Below are 18,430 nucleotides of genomic sequence, written 5' to 3'. Positions count from 1 at the left end.
CTTAATGTTTAATTTTAGAATCACCGAGCATGTTATCGGCTTTAATAAAATATTTTCTGCCGTAAGCTAATACTTGCGCATCACTTGGGTGATCGACAGTCTCTACGCCTAAAATATTTTTTGCTACCTGCGGATCATGTTGGTTTGCGTGCTTAAATAATTCTAGTTTTGCAGAGCCTGGGCCGATAATTAAAATTTCTTTGGCATCTTTAATTGCCGTAATTACCGCGTGTAAATATCCTGAATCGAGTGCCGCGTGGCCGCTACCTGAAGCCCCTTTTTTATGGTGCAAGTGGAGGTGCTTAGAGTGAGTAGAAATGATTTGATTTTCACTTGCTTCAGCATCAAAACGAATGATATGGGCTTCTTGATGGTCAATCCAAACGACGACATGATTAAATGACATTACTGCTCCTTGATACGATAACAACTGAAAATGGCATATGCGCTAATTAATCTAAGCCCATATTCCTCTCGCCTCATTATATGGGCTTACTGAGTCATTTTTGACTTATTACTGTATTTAGCACAGCGCGAATTTCTTGGCTCAACTCAGAGGCGGTCATGCCGATGGGCCCAATGCCCTTCTTAGCTAGGGAATCGCCTGCTAAGGCATGTAAATAAACTGCCAGGATAGTTGCACCCCAAGCATTCAGGTCATGCTGAATTCCTTGCGCAGTCAGTGCAGCTACACAACCTGTGAGCACATCGCCCATGCCTGCTGTCGCCATGCCTGGATTACCGTAGGGACAAACTAGCGTTTTTTGCGTTGGTGAACCAATTAATGTATGTTGACCCTTCAGCACCACAATTGCATTCGTCAGCTTAATTAAGTCAAGCAAAGCATGCGGGCGATTAGCTTGAATACTTGCGGCATCAGTTTGTAAGAGTGCCGCAGCTTCACCGGCATGCGGTGTGATGATGGCAGGAAAAGACCTTGCCTTTAGAGCACTCATCAACCCCGTATTATTTGCTAAGAGCTGCAGTGCATCAGCATCTAAAATTAGAATTTGGCTGCTACTGAGTGCTTGGCGGAGATAATTTTTTGCAGTTTTGCTAAAACCCAAACCCGGACCAATTGCAATTACATCTGGATTGATATTACCTAGAATTTGCTTGGGAGAAAAACGCATGGCGTCTACGAGCATTAATTCTGGGTAAGAATCGATCAGATGGGCCGAGGCAGAGTCCAGCATAGCGATGTGTGTCCAACCTGCGCCACTATAAAGTGCACCAAGGCCAGCCAAAATAATGGCACCTGCTTTACCGGCGTCGCCACCAATAAGTAAAACCTTACCAGCGTTTCCTTTATGTTCATCTGCTTGTCGTAACAATTTTTTGGCCAAGCGATTCAACTCAGGCACAGTGAGCTTGCGCTGATTGACGGGGCTGGGAAGGGGTTTTTTGATCATTTAAGGTAATAGAATAGACTTAAAGGTCTTATACTGAAAGCCTATTAATTGTAGGAGCAAATAATGCGTATTCATCACCGAATTATTTTTTTAGTGCTTTATTTTGCTACTTTCGCTTGTTTGGCTCAGCTACCAGATGCCCGTACTATTAATGGTATTCGTTTTATTACTGGCGGAATTGGTTCAGACGTATCTAAGGCGATGCAGGCTGAAGCTAAACAATGGCCTTTATTACTTGAGTTTTCGCAAGCGGATGGTCAAGCAAAACCAGCTTGGGTTGCGGGCGTTAAAGTTGTCATTAGTGATGCAAAAAATGCACCTCTACTCGAGACGGTCTGCGATGGGCCGCTCATGTTAGTAAAACTTCCACCAGGCTCTTATTCAATTGCGGCTTCTTATAATGGCGTGGCTCAAAATCGTACTTTGGTGATTGCGAAAGACATGCCTCAGCGCATCGTTATTACTTGGAAAAGTCCTTCTTAATTGCGGATTGCTAATTCCATGCGGTCGAGAGCTTGATTTAGTAACGCTCTTTGAGTGCCAAAGTTGAGGCGGACAAATTTGGGCTCATTAAATTGGGACCCGGGCGAAAGATGTACGCCGTGCTGTAAAAATAAATCCTGTGGTTTAGCTAACCCGAGTTTGCTGCAATCAATCCACGCTAAATAGCTCGCTTCGCTATGAGCAAAGTGCAGGATATTGCTTGCATTGATGCGGGTTTCAACTAGATTGCGATTTTCTCGTAGATACTGAATCAGTGCTTTTCTCCATGGTTCACCTTCGTCAAGCGCTGCCTGCGTAGCAACATAACTAAATAAGGATGGATCAGCGATTGTGCTATGAAGATCAGTCTGCATGGCTTTACGTATTAGTGGATTTTCCGCTACCGCCCAAGCTAAGCCAGCACCCGGGAAATTAAAGGTTTTATTCAAGGACATTAAGGTAACGGTATTCATTGAAATGGCTTTACTCAAACTGGCAATGGGAATATGGCGCTTATTGTCATCGAGTACTAAACCTGCATGAATTTCATCAGCGCAAATCAGAATATCCTTAGCTAAACAAAAATCAGCGATTTGACTTAATTCAGCGCGCGTAAAAACGGTGCCCCCTGGATTTTGTGGATTACATAAGAGTAATAAGCGCGTACCCGGCTTAGCAAACTCGTCAAGCTGAGCGAATGGCAAGACCCAGCGATTTGCTTCCAAAGCTAAAGGGAGTTCAGTAAAGTCGCGTGGGGCTTGGGTACAGGCTAAGCGCAAGTGGTGATAAACAGGCCGAGGAATTAATACATGTTGATTGGGTGTAGTTAGTTGCCGTACCGCAGTATGCAAACCCGATACAACATTGGGGAGAAAGACAATCCAACTGGGATCAACTTCCCACTTGTAATGCACTTGTAAATAGTTAGCAATAGCTTCTGGCAAAGTCCTAGGTGAGTGCGTGTAGCCGAATACACCGTGTTGCACGCGGGCCGAAAGAGCATCTACAACACAAGGCGGGCAAGCAAAGTCCATATCAGCCACCCAGAGTGGAATCACATCTTGGGGGTTTGCATCCCAGCGAATGGAATCCGTCTTGCGCCGATTGATGGGCGCATCAAAATTAAATACCATATTTAATTAGCTTAACTAGCGTCACGAGCCAAACGCAATCCGGTCATTTGCCAGCGCGTATGGGCAGGAAAGAAATTACGATAACTGGGGCGAATATGCGATCGAGGCGTTAGGCAAGAGCCACCTTTGAGCACCATTTGGTTAACCATAAATTTGCCGTTGTATTCTCCTGCGATGCCATCCCACGGTTGAAATCCGGGATACGGACCATAGTTACTCGAAGTCCATTGCCAGACATCCCCATAAAGAGTCTGGTTTGCTGAAGGCATTGGTACGAGATCGTGACTTTCAAGCAAATGGCTACTTCCAGGAATTACATTACCCGCTTGATTGAGTGCAAATGCCTCCCACTCAAATTCGGTCGGCAAGCGTGCACCACGATATTCTGCATGGGATGTGCCCAACCAGCGAGCAAAAGCCTCGGCTTCAAAGTAACTAATATGGCTAACCGGTGCTGCGAGATTAAGCGGGGCATTACCACGCAAAGTAAATTCAGCATATTCTGCAGCAATACCTTGTGCAGTATTAATTGGCCTCCAATACATTGGCGCCTGAATTTTTTCTTGATTAATCCAGGCCCAGCCCGCGTCTAGCCACCATTGATGCTCTTGATAACCGCCTGCACGAATGAACTCAAGCCATTGACGATTGGTAATGAGTTGACTATCGAGTGAGTAGGGCGCAAGGTAGACTGTATGCTGCGGTGCTTCGTTATCAAAATGAAAGCCCGTGGCCGCGGTATTAAACCCGAGCTTAAATAAGTTGTGCTCTTGTTGGGGCCCGCGCATCCAATGATGGACGCCAGCAGCTTCAGTAGGACGAATTTGCTCTGGTAAGTAACTCGGCAGCAGCGAATTAGTTGAAAATAAATGGTGAATATCGGTTAATAGTAATTCTTGATGCTGTTGTTCATGATGGATACCGAGTTCAGTAATCCACGCTAATTCAGTTGTGATCTCATCGGCTAATAGTTTCTGCATACGTGCATCTACGTGCTGGCGCCAAGCAATCACTTCGTCTAAAGTTGGGCGGGTTAATAAGCCACGATCTGGTCGGGGATGCTTATCGCCAACGGCGTTGTAATAACTATTAAACAAGACGGCGAATTCCTTACGCCAAGGAGCGAAATTATTTTCAAAATACTGCAAGACCATGGTCTCAAAAAACCAAGTCGTGTGAGCTAAATGCCATTTAGCTGGGCTGGCATCTGGCATTGATTGAGCCTGACAATCTTCGGCGCTTAAGTGAGCAACAAGATCAAGCGATTGCTGCCGCGTTTGCATAAACTCAGTCTGCAAATTTACTTGTTCATTCAAGGTGGCAGGATTAATTTTGTTTGACATGTTTAGGTGGCATAAATTACGGCGTAATATTGTTGCGGATCAGTCCACACTTTCATCTTATCAAATCCTGCAGCAGTTAATAACTTTTGGATGGAGTTTAGAGAATATTTATGGGAGTTTTCCGTATGAATTCGTTCCCCCTTTTTAAAATAACGCTCTTTTCCTTGCCATTGCACTGTAGTAGCTTCTAATGCCTCCAAATAGAGTTCGACGCGCATCAGCTCAGCATTAATCTCGATGTGATGCTTAAATTTAGCCACTTCAAAATTGGACCCTAGCAATTGATTCACGTTGCGCAAAATATTGAGGTTAAAAGCCGCTGTTACTAAAAGTGGGTCGTTGTAAGCGGGCTCGAGGATGCTCGCTGATTTGAATAAATCGATACCAAGTAGCAGACCGCCACCCAAAGATTCTTGACGGATTTGCTTGAGTAGTTGCAAGGCTTCAGTTGGTAAAAAGTTCCCTAAACTAGAGCCGGGATAAAAGAAGGTACGAGGCGTTTGGGGAACTTCTGGCGGTAAGCGCAATTGCTGAGAAAAATCCATCCCTATTCCCATCATCGGGATCGTGGGATATTGACTTTGTAGGTGAGATAAGATGGTTCTAAGATAAGCAATCGAAAAATCGATCGCGACATAGAGATTGGGCTTGAGCAAACTAAAGAAACGCGCCGCTTTTTGGCAATTGCCAGCTCCCAAATCAATGAGTAAAGGTTTGGCACCGATGTGTGCTTGAATTTCTGCACCAAATTGGTTAAAAATGATTTCTTCGGTCGCAGTTAAGTAATATTCTGGGAGATAGGTAATAGCTTCAAACAAGCGCGAACCTAGATTGTCATAAAAGAACTTCGGCGGCAAACTCGCGGGAGTACTTAAAATGCCTAATTCAGCTTCTTGATGAAGGGTAGTAGCTTGGGGCGAGAGTGTTTCAATAAAAGAGATTGGCACAGCAATTTCACTTGAGGTAGGGCACTTCTTTATACCTGAACTCGATGAATTGCGTGTGAAGCCGACAGAGTGTATGGGTATCTGCAAATAAGCTTATTTAGCACTATGATTGTGCTTAAGTTCTTTATCCATATTGAATTCTTCCTTATGCCACAAGCCACTCTTACTCAAGCCATCCCCTTGTTTCCATTGGGAACCACCCTCTTTCCGGGGGGCGTTTTACCCTTAAAGATTTTTGAGGTACGTTATCTGGATATGGTGAAGAAGTGCTTTAAGGAGAATTCTTGCTTTGGCATTGCCACTATTGCTGCAGGTTCTGAGGTGCGCACGCCAAACCAAGCAGTGCAATTAATGCCGATTGGTACTTTGGCAAAAATTATGCATTTTGATGCTTTGCAGCCAGCGCTCTATTTGATTCAATGCGAAGGACAAAGGCGTTTTCGTATTTTAGAAAGCACAGTCCAGTCTAATGGCTTAGTCATGGCCACTGTTGAACTGATGGGAGATGATGCCATCATGCCAATTCCAGCGGAATTGACTGCCAGTGCAGCTACTTTGGGAAAAGTCATTCGTGCCTTACAAGAGCAGGGTGTGCCTCAAGAGGAAATGCCTTTTAAGCAACCCTTTCGCTTGGATGAATGCGGTTGGGTTGCGAATCGCTGGGCGGAGTTATTACCATTAACACCGTTGCAAAAACAACAGCTTTTATTACAAGAAAATCCGCGCCTGAGACTGGATTTAGTAAATGACTTTTTAGAGCAGGAAGGTGTGCGATAAATTTTTTGGGCCTTAACTTTTCTCTAAAGTAATACCCCCTTTTTTAATAATATCAGTCCATTTCTTAATTTCAGAATTAATATAGCGTTGCAATTCCTCAGGTGAGCTTGCTTGTGGTTCAGCGCCGAGTTCAGTAAAGCGTGCTCTCACATTGGGATCGGCGCTGGCTTTGACAATATCTTTATTGAGGCGATCAACTACAGCTTTAGGTGTGCCTTTAGGAGCAACAATGGCAAACCATGCGGCAGATTCATAGCCTTTAACACCTGCCTCGGCCGCAGTAGGAACATTAGGGAGTGCCGCTAAGCGTTTATTGGATGCTACGGCTAGGGGTTTAATATTTCCTGCCTTAATTTGCCCAACCACATTTGGTAGTAATTGAAAACTGACGGGTGCTCGACCAGCGACTAAATCTGTCACTAGGTTAGCGGTAACGCGATAAGGAATATGGGTCATTTTCACCCCCAGTAATTGTTCGTAATAAGCACCCGCTAGATGTTGCGAGCTACCATTGCCTACCGAGCCATATGCGACATCAGGGTTTTTGCGTAAATAGTCATTCAGTTCGGCAAGGGTATTGATATTGAGTGTTGAGCTAGCAACGACCACATTAGGTAGGATGGCAATGAGCGCAATCGGTTGAAAATCTTTTTCTGGATCGTAACTTAAATCAGGATACAGAATTTTATTGATCGCCAAAGGGCCCGAAGTACTGGTGCCCATGGTAAATCCATCAGGCTCTGCGCGAGCGATTGCTGCAGTTCCTATATTGCCGCCAGCAGCTGGCTTATTATCAAAAACAAAACGTTGACCCGTATTCGTCGTCACTTGTTCGAGCAAAATACGCGTAATTACATCGCTAGCGCTACCCGCTGAAAAGGGGATAATGAAATTAATTGGCTTAGCCGTATTTTGCGCGCCAGCATTAAAGCTAAAAAATATCAATAGCGCGGCTAATAGATTTCTTGCATTCTTCATTAGTTAACTACTCCTGTTTTGGTTCCAAAGCGTTCTATCATGACTTCTTCTAACTGCAATTGATCTGCAGTTAAAGCACCACCACCCCGAGTACGATAGGCTTGTCCTAAGTGTGCTGCTTTTGGGGTATTGCCCGCACTCAGTGCCTTCACTTCATCTAAAATCAGTTTACGAAAGCGCACAATGCCAACATCAGTAGGGGTTAAATGTTCTTTGGTGCGATCAAGAATATAGCCCTGGCTTTCTTGTGCCATTTGATCTTGTTCGGCAATGCCCCGAATGCCAGTAAAAGATTCAGTGCGCTGTTCTTCTCGACTTAATAAATAATTATTACTGCGATTTCTTAAGGGTAAGTAGCCAGGTCCGAGGGCGGCAAATTGGCCATATCCACCTTGGTCAAAACGGGTACGCTCCTCTGCAGTAATAGCCCGCTCAGGATGCCAAGCATAGACATACATCCAGCACGCCTCATCGGTAATTGGTGTCCAGCTATAGCCATAATAAATTTCATTTGGCATTGACGATGGCGTGATGGAATGATTCGGTAATAAATATTGCGTTAAGCGCCAATAGTGTTCATCCTCATCGGCATGGCGGGCACCGCCGATGACAAAGCCAACTTCATGGTCAACAAAAGTAAAGCGCGGTGTTGGGTCATTGCGTAGCCAGCGTAAGCGCTTCACATCGGCAGCGACATTGGGGTTGTCATCATTCATTTGTGAGGGGGCCGGCATATGTAAGAAAGAAAAATGGGCTGTATCGAGTGCCCCTTCCATTGAGTGAGCCCAATTGCACTCGATTAAACGCTTGGTTACATAACGATTTTCTGACGGCACTAAGCCAACTTCTAATTGTGGGACGAGTGCGGGCATGGATTCTGCTGGCCCCATATAGGCCCATACCATATCGGCAAATTCTTGGGTTGGATAGGCTTTAATTTGAATCGTGTCATGGTAGGCCGCACCTGGAGGTACATTTGGCATCTCGATGCACTTACCATCGGTATCATATTTCCAGCCGTGATAAATGCAGCGAATTCCGCATTCTTCATTACGCCCAAAAAAGAGGTCAGCACCGCGATGCGCGCAGTAACGATCAATTAAACCTACTTTGCCAGCTGAGTTACGAAATAACAGTAACTCTTCACCCATGACAGTAACCCGTATTGGGGCACAATCAGGTAGAGGTATTTCCTCGCTTAAGGCAACAGGCTGCCAGAAGTGCCGAAAATATTCCCCCAGAGGCGTATTTTGATTAGTGCGAACCAATAATTCGTTGTCAGCAGCAGAAAGCATGGTGGTCTCATTACCTCATTTGAATAAACGACTTTTTTCCTATTCTAACGAGCTTCTGAATGAGGTAAAGCTTTTGCTCCAAAAGGCGCAGTTATGCTGCTTTTGGGGGGAGGTGTAATAAAATAGCAATATGCCTCAATTTACCTTTGAAACCACCCCAAAAATCATTTGTGAGCAGGGCGCCGCAAAGCGTCTTGGTGAAATAGCTCGCGGCTTAGGCATGAGCCAGGTATTTTTGGTGACTGATATTGGCTTGATGAAGGCTGGCTTAATCGATGGCGCTTTAACTTCATTAAGTGAAGCCGGGGTGAAGGTCACGGTATTTTCGGATGTGCTCGCTGACCCACCTGAGGTGAGTGTGCAGGCAGCTGTTAAAGCTGCAGCACTTGTTCATGCTGACGGCGTCATTGGTTTTGGTGGCGGTAGTTCACTCGATACCGCTAAATTGGTTGCGCTGTTGGCAAAAACACCGCAAGAATTACCCACGATTTATGGCATTGGTTTGGCGCGTGGACCCCGCTTGCCCCTCATTCAAGTGCCAACCACGGCAGGAACGGGTTCAGAAGTAACCCCAATTGCTATTCTGACTACACCAAGTCATGAGAAAAAAGGCGTAGTTTCGCCATTACTTTATCCCGATGTTGCCGTACTGGATAGCTTGCTTACTTTAGGTTTACCCCCAGTAATTACTGCAATGACGGGCGTTGACGCAATGGTTCATGCGATTGAAGCTTTCACATCTCGATCTAAGAAGAATGCTTTATCCGATGCATTGGCGATTAAGGCCTTACAGTTACTTTATGCCAACTTACCCGAGGCAGTGAGTGACGGCAAAGATGCGCAAGTTCGGGAAAACATGCTCTTAGGTTCGCTATTGGCGGGAATGGCTTTTGCCAATGCGCCAGTAGGCGCGGTACATGCCCTTGCTTACCCATTAGGTGGTCACTATCAATTACCGCATGGCTTAACCAATTCTTTGGTCTTGTTGCCTGTATTGAAATTTAATTTACCTGCGGCTGAGTCCTTATATGCTGAGCTAGGCCGCGCTATTTTGCCTGAGTTAAATTCTGTTAGTGATGAATTAGCCGCAGTTGATTTTATTGAAGCGATTGCAGCGCATGTCATTACCATGCCTTATGCACAGCGTTTGCGCGAAGTGGGTGTTAAAGAACACGAATTAGAAATGCTCGCACGCGATGCGATGAATGTGCAGCGTTTACTGATTAATAATCCGCGTGATGTGCAATTTGCAGATGCGTTGAGCTTATATCAAAGCGCTTATTAAGCAGTTAAACACTTTGATAAGATTTAAAGAATAAATTTATTTCACGCCCAATAATTCAACGTCAAACAGTAGGGTGGCATTTGGTGGAATGACGCCGCCCGCCCCACTAGCGCCATAGCCCATTTCGGGTGGAATAATTAAAGTGCGTTTGCCGCCCACTTTCATGCCGGCAACACCTTCATCCCAACCACGAATCACACGACCACCGCCGAGAGGAAAGCCGAAAGGTTGACCACGGTCTAAAGAACTATCAAATTTCTTGCCCTTATTATTGGGCGCGCTGGGATCGTATAGCCAGCCGGTGTAATGTACCGACACATTAGAGCCGGAGGTGGCATCGGCACCCGTGCCGACAACAACATCAATTTTTTTCAATTCAGTCACTTTAGTTACCTTTGCAGCAGGGGGTTGAGAAGGGTTTGCCGATTGTGCCAGCACATTCGGCGCTACTATTAGTAAGCAGCTTAATGCAGTACAAACAAATAATAAGGTGTTGGGAAGATTCATTTTCATGGCGCTAGGTCTTTTAAAAAGAAACATTAAACATCCGATTTATTATATTCTGAATGCGCATACCATTGAGGCATGCTTAAAAGAGGATCTTGTTATGGATAGTAAACCAAACCCGCCAAGTCCACCCTCTATATTTGCGCGCGGAGCGCTCTATGTCCTTATCCAAGCTTTATTATTAGTTTTACTATTCTTTGGCCCTAGTAGTTTGAGCGGTGAAAAAATATGGACGGGCTCAATCAGTCATTGGCTATTTTGGCTAGGCTGGATCTTATTTACTACGAGCATCATTTTTTCTGGGGTGGCCGCATTTCAGTTGGGCAGCAACCTGACCCCACTCCCTGGGCCAAAACCGGGGGCTAAATTCGTGAGAAGGGGATTGTATCGGTTGGTCCGGCATCCGATTTATTTTGGGGTCATTATGCTTTCTTTTGCTTGGTTTTTAATTACCCAGGGCGAACTAACCCTTGCTTATGTAGGCTTGATTTTTATATTCTTTGACATCAAATCGAGAAAAGAAGAGCAGTGGTTAGTTACTACTTTTCCTGAATATTCAGATTATCAAAAACACGTTCGCAAGCTTTTGCCACTAATATACTAAGCAGCCAGATCGCTTCTATTTTTTGTCGTTGCTAGTGTCGAGCCAATGCTTTACTTCAGGAGAGGCTTCCTCCATCATTCCCATAAATTCTCGCACCATCAGTAGTAAACCTGTCACAAGTAGACAAAAGACAAAAATAGAAATAATGAGTAGGACAGTGTTACTCATGATTTTCTGCTCAATAAAGCCGAAACTTTGAAATAAATAGCAAAGCCAAAAATGGAAGGTACCCAGAGAGAGGTAAAGATGGCCTGATCTTTATCGCCAACCACAAACCATAGGTAGGCCGAAGTTATAAATGAAATAACCACTGCAAGCAAGATAAAAAAATCCGATTTTTTAAACATATATCTCCTTAGTTAAAATCTTATTTAGAGCCGATCTTAATGGGCTCATTAAAATAATCATCTATACCAAAACTCATTGCTAATAGTAAACAGCCGGCAATCGACAATTCGCTAATCACGCGCACCCCTGAGGATAGGCGAAAATTAAATAATTCAAACTCATACAGACCTAACATTACAAATACACACGTTAATAATCCAAAGAAAATGAGAAAAAGCCCTAAAGTTAATAAAGTCCATTGAATTATGTGTTTGATCATTATGGGATACGGGATAATTGAGCCTGAATAAATAATACATAAGATCTAAGTATTATTAAGTAAATCCTCATTTTAGACATCAATTCGCGGAAATTTCCTTGAGCCCCAATTCAGTGCTGCAATATTTAGGTGGTAGTAAAAAAAGCGAACGCTATTTTCTATTTGCGCTGGCAGGAATTCAGTTTACTCATATTCTGGATTTTATGATCATGATGCCTTTAGGGCCTCAATTTATTAGTGCTTTCCAAATTAATACCCATCAATTTGGCTTACTTATCTCCTCTTATACATTTGCTGCTGCCATCGCCGGCGTATTTGCTACATACTATATTGATCGCTTCGAGCGGCGCAAGCTATTGCTAAGTCTCTATATTGCCTTTACCCTAGCTACCTTAGCTTGTGGCCTAGCTACATCATATGAAACATTGTTTCTCGCGCGTGCCTTAGCTGGTGTTTTTGGCGGCATCTTGGGTTCACTAGTGCAAACCATTGTGGCTGATGTGATTCCATTTGAGCGCCGAGGTAAAGCAATTGGCACAGTCATGGCGGCATTTTCGGTCTCAACCGTTGCGGGTGTTCCCCTAAGTTTATTTTTAGCTAACCATATTTCTTTTTTAGGTTGGCGCGCCCCATTTATTTTTATCGCGCTTTTAGCCAGCCTTATTTTTTGGCTGGGCTATCAATTTATCCCCTCAATTGCAGGTCATTTGGCCCATAAGGCTGATGGGAATCGCTTTCGACAAATTTATCGCTTAGTGGTACAGCGCGATCACCTGATTGCTTTTTGTTTTATGGCCTTGATTATGTTGACAGGATTTTCTGTCATTCCTTATATCGCGCTCTACTTCACCATGAATGTAGGCGTACCTGATGCTTATATTTCCTTGGTTTATCTGTTTGGCGGTATCGCATCTTTATTGAGCTCGCGTTATATTGGGTCTTTAGCTGACCGTTACGGTAAAAAGCGTACTTTTCGCGCCTTAGCAATATTGAGTTTGGTACCGATTATTGTCACCACGAATTTAGTCCCCGTACCCATTTGGTTGGTACTCATTAATTCCACCGCATTTTTTATCTTAGTTTCAGGGCGCATGATTCCAGCAATGGCTATGGTGAGTCAGGTGATTGAGCCCAAAAACAGGGGCACCTTTATGAGCTTAATTGGCTCGGTACAAATGCTAGGCTCAGGAATTGCATCGGTAATAGCCGGAATGGTTATTACTATTAGCCCAAGCGGACAAATTGAGCATTACAACAGGGTTGGCTATGGCGCAGTGCTGTGCGGTTTGCTAACTTTTTGGCTTGTCGGTAAAATTCATCCGTATCGAGCACCTGCAAATCAACCGCCCAGCTAATTTTTTGGCCTATTTTAAGCAAACCCACTTTTTTTATTTAACTATCTCAAGATGACAATTACTAATATCGGTGTTTTAAGCCTTATTTTCTTCGCTCAGTTATTTACTCCCCTCGCCGCATCCGCAGCAGAAAAGCAAGTTAGCGAGGTAAATGCGCCTCCCTCAGAAAATCAGTACAGTAAATCGATATCAGGATTGCGTAATAAACGCTATTGTGAAGTGCTGTATGGTAAGCGTCATTTAGGCACCTTGACGATAAAAGTATTTAATACCCAGGGTCTTAACGAATGTCCTGAAGCATTATGGAAAGCACTCGACGTTAAAGAAGTTGAGAAAAAAAATGATGCCTCATTTGTGCGTCTGAATGGCCCGCGTTACTGGACTATGGATGAGATTAAAGCTGCTGGCAAAACAGCCCAAGATGTCATTGAGAATTTTGGCGGAATTGAAATGAGTTTACGGGCAACTTTGGATGTGGGTATAAAGCGGCAATTAGCAGGCACCCAATTTTTTGTGCCGAATGTGGTAAACCGCAAAACAGCGTTTATTTACAAGAGTGGTACGCTAATTTACCAACTAACTTCACCCCAAGGACAGACTTATATTATGCAATCGTATTCACAAATTGCTGACCCTAACTTGTCCATGAACGATTTGGCGCAATTAGCCACGCGCCTTAAGTTACCCGATGGCTGGACATATGCAGTTAAAACGCTTTCCCAAGATATGGTCTTGCAGGCGCAGGGTAAGGCTTATGTGATTCAGGATAATTTTTATAACTCGTATCAACGTCAATAACCTATTTAATGAGGAATGTAATGAAAAAAGGATTAATCGTCTTATGTTTTTTTTGGCTATTTAGTGGAGTAGCATTCGCTGCCGATTCCCCACCAGTTAAATTTGATCCCGTCTGGCTAATTAATGTTCGCATTGCAGTAAAAGCGGGTCAATATGATGACGCTATTAAACAGCTGCAGGCAGCCAATGATCCTGCTTCAGCCGATTGGAATAATTTAATGGGTTATAGCTTACGGAAGAAAACTCCGCCTGACTTAGTTGGCGCAGAAAAATTTTATCAAGCCGCTTTGGCCATTGATCCAACCCATCGTGGCGCTTTAGAGTATTACGGAAAATTAATGTTGCTCAATAAAAATTTGACAGGCGCCGAAGGTTTATTAGCGAGACTGGATAAGGCATGTACTTTTGGTTGCGAAGAATATAGTGATTTAAAAGAAGCAGTTGCAAGCTATAAAAAAGCCCAAAAATAGGGTCATTGAGAATTAGACCTTTCATTTAAGTAAAATAGCCAGCAATGCTTCTCATCCCAGTCACTTCCCTTAAACGCAAAACGCGCCTCCTATTGCTCTCAGGCTTTCTGGCGCTGGCTTTGCTTGGTGTGCAGTGGCTCGGTTTTTACCATGGCATTGCCCATTCAGGCTTGGGGGCAGAAACGCAAATAAGCGCTGCTTTTCAACATGCAAAACAGGCTGGACCAATTCAATCTGAACAGGCAAAAAGTAGTTGCCACTTATTCGATGCCTTGTTGCTGGGTGGTTGTCTTACTACAGCAAGCTTTACTTTTCATCTTCAGCAGCATGACAATAATTTACCTGCTACAGTTTTCATTTCTCTGGCCAAGCCAACGGCATTTTGGCCCTATCAATCTCAGGCGCCTCCTATCCTTAACTTGTAACACTTTTTAGATTTAGTTTGCTTTTTTTTAGGCGAACATCTTTAAGACTATTGCTAGGCAATAGAGTGATCAAGGTAGGGATGAAAAATTTTAAAGTAAGTAAACTGGCTTTCGCCTTGGCTCTATCGAGCTCAAGTACGGTAGCTTTTGCGCAAAATCAAGATGCCAACTCTCTTCAAGTTGACGTTACAGGCTCGCGTGAGGGTGGCCAAAGTATTTTGACGCCAACAAAAATTTTGGCTGGCGATGAGCTGCAAAATAAACTAGGCGCTACGCTTGGGGCAACGTTAGCAAATGAATTAGGTGTATCAGCTACCGGATATGGTTCGGGTTCCTCCCGCCCAGTAATTCGCGGTCTGGACGGCCCAAGAGTGCAAATTTTACAAAATGGTATATCCGTTGGCGATGTCTCGAATATTTCAGCTGATCATGCTGTGGCAACTCCGATTCAAACAGCGCGGCAAATTGAAATCTTGCGTGGCGCCGCAGCATTACTCTATGGTTCGGGCTCAAGCGGTGGCTTAGTTAATATTGTGAATGACCGTATTCTCACTAATCTACCCGACGCTACGACAGGTGTAATCAATACTAGTGTAGAAAGCGTGAATCAAGGGAAGGCCGCCTCATTGGATCTCGATACCGCGATCGGCTCAGTTGCCCTACATTTAGATACAGCTGTGAATAATGCCAATAACTATCGTATTCCAGGCAATGCCGAACTAAATGGCCCAAATGCAAATTGGGCAATTAATCCGGGTGAGCCAGTGAATGTACCTTACAGCGGCAAACTTCCCTTTTCTTATAGCAACCAAAATAATTTGGGATTGGGTGCATCGTATGTAGGGCAGTCTGGATATACTGGTATTTCAGTCGAGCGCCTCAATCATAACTATGGTACGCCAACGAGTGAGGGTGGTTTTATTCAACAATCTCAAAATCGTTACGACTTTAGTCACCAAACCCGCGATCCATTTGCGGGTTTTTCCTCGTTTAAATTTAATGCAGCTAATATTAATTATCTTCATACCGAATATAACAATAATGGCGCAGCTTTTACCCAGTGGAGCAACAAAGCGAATGAGGCAAGATTTGAATTAGCCCATAAAGAAATTTTGGGTTGGAGTGGTACGGTCGGTGCTCAATTTACTGGAGCAAGCTTAAACGCTACCGACTTGCAGTCAAATAGCTACGCGATTGTGCCGCCCACGAAAAGTAATTCAAATTCGGTATTTTGGATTGAAGAAGGGCGTTTTGGGGCTTTACAAACAAGTTTGGGTGCACGCTATAACTTAGTTTCACAAAATCCCAATCAGTCGACGACATTTCCTACCGATATTGATTTTACAAGTCAAAACGGCAGTCCTAATCCCACGGCGCCTAGCCTGCAAAATCGCAACTTTAATCTTTTTTCGTATTCAGCAGGCGGCATGTGGAATATCCAGGGTGGCTACGGCTTAGGAATGGCGTTTACTGTATCGCAACGAGCACCAAGCGCACAAGAACTTTACTCGTATGGTCCACACGATGCAACTGCTACCTTCGATGTAGGTAACTCGAATTTATCAACCGAGACATCCCGCAATCTTGAGGTAAATATTCAGAAAACAGTTGGCTTGCTACGTGGTAAAGCGAGCGTTTATCAAAATATGTTTTCTAATTATATTTATGGTTTTTATACTGGTGCGTATAGCCCCTCTAATGAAAACTTCTCAGTAGTGCAGTCATCACAAGCAAATGCCACCATTCGTGGCGCAGAAGGTGAGCTAACTTATAACTGGAATCAAAAGGGTGCTGCTGGACGTATTTTTGGTGATGTATCGTATGGCACATTTAATGGCGGCGGCCAAATTAGCGGGAATTTACCGCTTCAACCAGCCCCCCGCATGGGACTAGAGTTAGCGCACCGGACTGGCGGATGGCTGACTAATACTACTTATATTTACGGTTTACAGCAAACTCGACTGGCCTCCTTTGAAATTGGCCCAACCCCAAGCTATAGCCTATTAAACGGTGGAGTTTCCTATACCGAAAAAATGAATAAAATTAATTGGACAGCGTATATGGTGCTAAAAAATCTCTTAAATCAAGATATCCGTTATGCCACTACGCCAATGCCAGTGCGACTTTATGCTCCACAGCCTGGACGGAGTATTATGGTCGGGGTGAAAGCGAGTTTTTAAAGTTTTTTTGCTTGACTAAAAATAGTATCTAAACATCCGCTTACCAGAAACTGAAATTGATAATGAACGAAGCATTAAGAATTTATATTATTGATCATCATCTAGTTGCTGTTACCTTAATTCTTGGTATGGCATTAATGGTGGAGATTGGTTGGCAAGTTGGCCGGCGAGCTAAAGCAAAATACAATGCTAGCAAGATCAATGCTAGCGATACGTTCATGGCAGCAATTTTTGGTTTGTTGGCTCTGGTCATTGCCATTACTTTTTCTGGAGCTTCTGATCGGTTTGATAAGCGTCGAGACTTAATCATGAATGAGCTCAGCACTATAAGTAGCGCTTATTTATCCATCGACTTACTAAAAGCTGAAGATCAACCCAAGTTAAGGGCTTTATTTAAAAAATATGTTGATTTACGCCTTCAGGTTTATAAAAAACCAATGGAAATAGAAGATCAGGCAAAGATCTTTCAACAGCGTTTAGAGATCGGTAACGAGATTTGGCAGGGCGCTGTTAAAGCGGTAAAAACCATGAGCCCTTTAAGCTTTGCAGATACATTAGTGGCTGCAAAAATTTTGCCGACCATTTCCGCAATGTTTGACGCCTCTGATTACCAGCGTGTTGGAATGAAAATGCATCCGCCGCCAGCCTTATGGGTATTATTATTTTTACTCGCGTTTGTTGGTTCTTTGGTGGCTGGTTACATCATGGGTATTGAAGAGCGGCGAGACTGGCTTTTAACGATCGTGTTCATTATTGTGATGGTCGCGACAATTTCACTGGTCCTCGATATCGAGCACCCCCGAGATGGGATGATTAATTTAGATCGAGTTGATCAGGAGATTGCTCATTTCCGTAAATCGATGTAATTCGACTGTATATTATGGCTGCGGACTAGGGTAATGGGTATGGCTGAGATAGCGCCCAGCTTTATCTACTCTTACTAAGACCATATCGCCTACATTAACAACCTTGCCCGTAAATGCTTGAATATTGACATGATGAGTTACTAAAATTAAGGGCGTCTGCGAATTTTTAGCAAGGCTATTTTTAATGAATGTTTGCAGCGCCTGAGTTTGGGTTTTTTCTAAAGACATGTCATCAAAAAAGGAGCCAAGTGAGGCCTCAATTGTGATGGCGCCTTTTTTTAGTAATTTTGCGGTATCAATGCACCGGCACCAAGGACTAGTAAACACCTGAGCTTTATCAATGCCTTGTTTAGCCAGCCAAGCACCAATGAGTTCAGATTGTTTGCGCCCGCGCTCACCTAAATTGCGTTGGGTAGCGCATTGGTCGAGTTTATAGCCGGCCGGGTCGCCGATGCCGGGAGCGTCGGCGTGGCGTATCAACAGCACATGATGACCATCATTCAGATCCTCTTTTAGCCCCGCATAAACACTGGCGCCAAATAAATAAAGAGGTAAGCCAATAAAAAAAACTGTAAGCCTACGTCTGATAGGGTTATTCATATTAGATATAAGCACTCCACAAGCTTGAAATAATTAATAGATAATATTGAATCTTAATAGAAAATGTATTAATCAATGAAAACCTGCATAAAAATACCTCTTAACAGTAGATTTAGGAATTATTGTGTACTTGAATAAATTTATTTTTCTTAGCGCGATCTGCCTATTTACCTTAAGTGCTTGTGGCACCTATGCGCCTAATGTTGATATGGGCAATAAGGACCAAGGGTGTGTGCGCGAGTGTGATATGGACAATAACCTTTGCATGGAAAAAGCAACTGATTTGGTAGCAAAAAATAGTTGCGCCATGAAGCGGCAAAATTGCGTTAAGGCGTGCCCAACTGATAATTGTTAGTTGCTTATAA

23 protein-coding genes are annotated in these 18,430 nt (G+C 43.7%); 11 read left to right on the top strand and 12 right to left on the bottom strand.

Annotated features, from left to right (window positions below; translation table 11 throughout):
* Position 1: 1 nt before the first annotated feature.
* Both LZT22_RS09320 and LZT22_RS09315 read right to left on the bottom strand, forming a co-directional pair.
* Positions 2-406: a translational machinery protein gene (locus tag LZT22_RS09320; protein ID WP_233924877.1), complete on the bottom strand. Its 405-nt coding sequence runs from the start codon at positions 404-406 to the stop codon at positions 2-4.
* A 94-nt stretch (positions 407-500) separates the two neighbouring features.
* Complete coding sequence (locus tag LZT22_RS09315; RefSeq protein ID WP_233924876.1) at positions 501-1,412, bottom strand: NAD(P)H-hydrate dehydratase; 912 nt, start codon at positions 1,410-1,412, stop codon at positions 501-503.
* Positions 1,413-1,475: 63 nt separating this feature from the next.
* On the opposite strand from LZT22_RS09315, the gene LZT22_RS09310 reads away from it, so the two are divergent.
* Positions 1,476-1,895, top strand: coding sequence for a carboxypeptidase regulatory-like domain-containing protein (locus LZT22_RS09310; RefSeq protein ID WP_233924875.1), 420 nt, complete (start codon positions 1,476-1,478; stop codon positions 1,893-1,895).
* On the opposite strand, the gene LZT22_RS09305 is transcribed toward LZT22_RS09310, so the two are convergent.
* From LZT22_RS09305 to egtD, 3 genes are read right to left on the bottom strand one after another with little or no spacing between them, the layout of a single operon-like run.
* Positions 1,892-3,028 (bottom strand): MalY/PatB family protein, encoded by a 1,137-nt coding sequence (locus LZT22_RS09305; protein WP_233924874.1) that lies wholly within the window; start codon positions 3,026-3,028, stop codon positions 1,892-1,894. The genes LZT22_RS09310 and LZT22_RS09305 overlap by 4 nt on opposite strands.
* A gap of 11 nt (positions 3,029-3,039) precedes the next feature.
* Positions 3,040-4,371, bottom strand: a complete 1,332-nt coding sequence (gene egtB, locus LZT22_RS09300; protein WP_233924873.1) for an ergothioneine biosynthesis protein EgtB — start codon at positions 4,369-4,371, stop codon at positions 3,040-3,042.
* A 2-nt stretch (positions 4,372-4,373) separates the two neighbouring features.
* Positions 4,374-5,318, bottom strand: a complete 945-nt coding sequence (gene egtD / locus LZT22_RS09295) for an L-histidine N(alpha)-methyltransferase (protein ID WP_233924872.1) — start codon at positions 5,316-5,318, stop codon at positions 4,374-4,376.
* A 147-nt stretch (positions 5,319-5,465) separates the two neighbouring features.
* On the opposite strand from egtD, the gene LZT22_RS09290 reads away from it, so the two are divergent.
* Complete coding sequence (locus tag LZT22_RS09290) at positions 5,466-6,095, top strand: LON peptidase substrate-binding domain-containing protein (RefSeq protein WP_233924871.1); 630 nt, start codon at positions 5,466-5,468, stop codon at positions 6,093-6,095.
* A gap of 12 nt (positions 6,096-6,107) precedes the next feature.
* On the opposite strand, the gene LZT22_RS09285 is transcribed toward LZT22_RS09290, so the two are convergent.
* Both LZT22_RS09285 and LZT22_RS09280 read right to left on the bottom strand, forming a co-directional pair.
* On the bottom strand, positions 6,108-7,073 hold the full coding sequence (locus LZT22_RS09285) for a tripartite tricarboxylate transporter substrate binding protein (protein ID WP_233924870.1): 966 nt from the start codon (positions 7,071-7,073) through the stop codon (positions 6,108-6,110).
* Positions 7,073-8,368 (bottom strand): Rieske 2Fe-2S domain-containing protein, encoded by a 1,296-nt coding sequence (locus LZT22_RS09280; protein ID WP_233924869.1) that lies wholly within the window; start codon positions 8,366-8,368, stop codon positions 7,073-7,075. The genes LZT22_RS09285 and LZT22_RS09280 overlap by 1 nt, the downstream gene beginning before the upstream one ends.
* 130 nt (positions 8,369-8,498) lie before the next feature.
* Here LZT22_RS09280 and LZT22_RS09275 point away from each other — a divergent pair, with 130 nt between their 5' ends.
* The gene (locus tag LZT22_RS09275) at positions 8,499-9,653 is read left to right on the top strand and encodes an iron-containing alcohol dehydrogenase (RefSeq protein ID WP_233924868.1); all 1,155 of its coding nucleotides are present in this window, start codon (positions 8,499-8,501) and stop codon (positions 9,651-9,653) included.
* A gap of 36 nt (positions 9,654-9,689) precedes the next feature.
* Here LZT22_RS09275 and LZT22_RS09270 read toward each other — a convergent pair whose 3' ends face one another.
* Entirely contained in the window at positions 9,690-10,037 is a 348-nt protein-coding gene (locus LZT22_RS09270) for an FKBP-type peptidyl-prolyl cis-trans isomerase (protein WP_233924995.1), read from the bottom strand.
* A gap of 127 nt (positions 10,038-10,164) precedes the next feature.
* Between LZT22_RS09270 and LZT22_RS09265 the strand changes: the two genes are divergently transcribed.
* Positions 10,165-10,764, top strand: a complete 600-nt coding sequence (locus tag LZT22_RS09265) for an isoprenylcysteine carboxylmethyltransferase family protein (RefSeq protein ID WP_233924867.1) — start codon at positions 10,165-10,167, stop codon at positions 10,762-10,764.
* A gap of 15 nt (positions 10,765-10,779) precedes the next feature.
* Here the strand turns inward: LZT22_RS09265 and LZT22_RS09260 are convergent, their stop codons facing one another.
* The 3 genes from LZT22_RS09260 to LZT22_RS09250 are packed head-to-tail and all read right to left on the bottom strand — an operon-like array spanning position 10,780 to position 11,371.
* Positions 10,780-10,932 carry a hypothetical protein gene (locus tag LZT22_RS09260; protein WP_233924866.1) on the bottom strand — a complete coding sequence of 51 codons (153 nt, stop codon included), beginning with the start codon at positions 10,930-10,932 and terminating at the stop codon, positions 10,780-10,782.
* The gene (locus LZT22_RS09255; protein WP_233924865.1) at positions 10,929-11,111 is read right to left on the bottom strand and encodes a hypothetical protein; all 183 of its coding nucleotides are present in this window, start codon (positions 11,109-11,111) and stop codon (positions 10,929-10,931) included. Before LZT22_RS09255 ends, LZT22_RS09260 begins: the two co-directional genes overlap by 4 nt.
* Positions 11,112-11,131: 20 nt before the next feature.
* Positions 11,132-11,371 carry a hypothetical protein gene (locus LZT22_RS09250; RefSeq protein WP_233924864.1) on the bottom strand — a complete coding sequence of 80 codons (240 nt, stop codon included), beginning with the start codon at positions 11,369-11,371 and terminating at the stop codon, positions 11,132-11,134.
* 98 nt (positions 11,372-11,469) lie between these two features.
* On the opposite strand from LZT22_RS09250, the gene LZT22_RS09245 reads away from it, so the two are divergent.
* From LZT22_RS09245 to LZT22_RS09220, 6 genes are all read left to right on the top strand, one after another.
* Positions 11,470-12,726: an MFS transporter gene (locus tag LZT22_RS09245; protein WP_233924863.1), complete on the top strand. Its 1,257-nt coding sequence runs from the start codon at positions 11,470-11,472 to the stop codon at positions 12,724-12,726.
* Between the two features lie 51 nt (positions 12,727-12,777).
* Positions 12,778-13,524, top strand: a complete 747-nt coding sequence (locus LZT22_RS09240) for a hypothetical protein (RefSeq protein WP_233924862.1) — start codon at positions 12,778-12,780, stop codon at positions 13,522-13,524.
* A gap of 20 nt (positions 13,525-13,544) precedes the next feature.
* Entirely contained in the window at positions 13,545-13,994 is a 450-nt protein-coding gene (locus LZT22_RS09235; protein ID WP_233924861.1) for a tetratricopeptide repeat protein, read from the top strand.
* A 44-nt stretch (positions 13,995-14,038) separates the two neighbouring features.
* Positions 14,039-14,419, top strand: coding sequence for a hypothetical protein (locus LZT22_RS09230; RefSeq protein WP_233924859.1), 381 nt, complete (start codon positions 14,039-14,041; stop codon positions 14,417-14,419).
* 80 nt (positions 14,420-14,499) lie between these two features.
* Positions 14,500-16,599, top strand: a complete 2,100-nt coding sequence (locus LZT22_RS09225) for a TonB-dependent receptor (RefSeq protein ID WP_233924857.1) — start codon at positions 14,500-14,502, stop codon at positions 16,597-16,599.
* A gap of 62 nt (positions 16,600-16,661) precedes the next feature.
* Positions 16,662-17,465 carry a hypothetical protein gene (locus tag LZT22_RS09220; protein ID WP_233924855.1) on the top strand — a complete coding sequence of 268 codons (804 nt, stop codon included), beginning with the start codon at positions 16,662-16,664 and terminating at the stop codon, positions 17,463-17,465.
* 12 nt (positions 17,466-17,477) lie between these two features.
* On the opposite strand, the gene LZT22_RS09215 is transcribed toward LZT22_RS09220, so the two are convergent.
* Positions 17,478-18,065 carry a histidine phosphatase family protein gene (locus tag LZT22_RS09215; RefSeq protein ID WP_233924854.1) on the bottom strand — a complete coding sequence of 196 codons (588 nt, stop codon included), beginning with the start codon at positions 18,063-18,065 and terminating at the stop codon, positions 17,478-17,480.
* A 124-nt stretch (positions 18,066-18,189) separates the two neighbouring features.
* Between LZT22_RS09215 and LZT22_RS09210 the strand changes: the two genes are divergently transcribed.
* Positions 18,190-18,420: a hypothetical protein gene (locus LZT22_RS09210; protein WP_233924853.1), complete on the top strand. Its 231-nt coding sequence runs from the start codon at positions 18,190-18,192 to the stop codon at positions 18,418-18,420.
* The last annotated feature ends 10 nt before the right edge of the window (positions 18,421-18,430 follow it).

Origin of the sequence: Polynucleobacter sp. IMCC 29146 (assembly GCF_021395195.1) — a bacterium.
Classification (GTDB): domain Bacteria; phylum Pseudomonadota; class Gammaproteobacteria; order Burkholderiales; family Burkholderiaceae; genus Polynucleobacter.
Note: the sequence above shows the minus strand (reverse complement) of the source record. Positions and strands in the feature narration are given on the sequence as shown.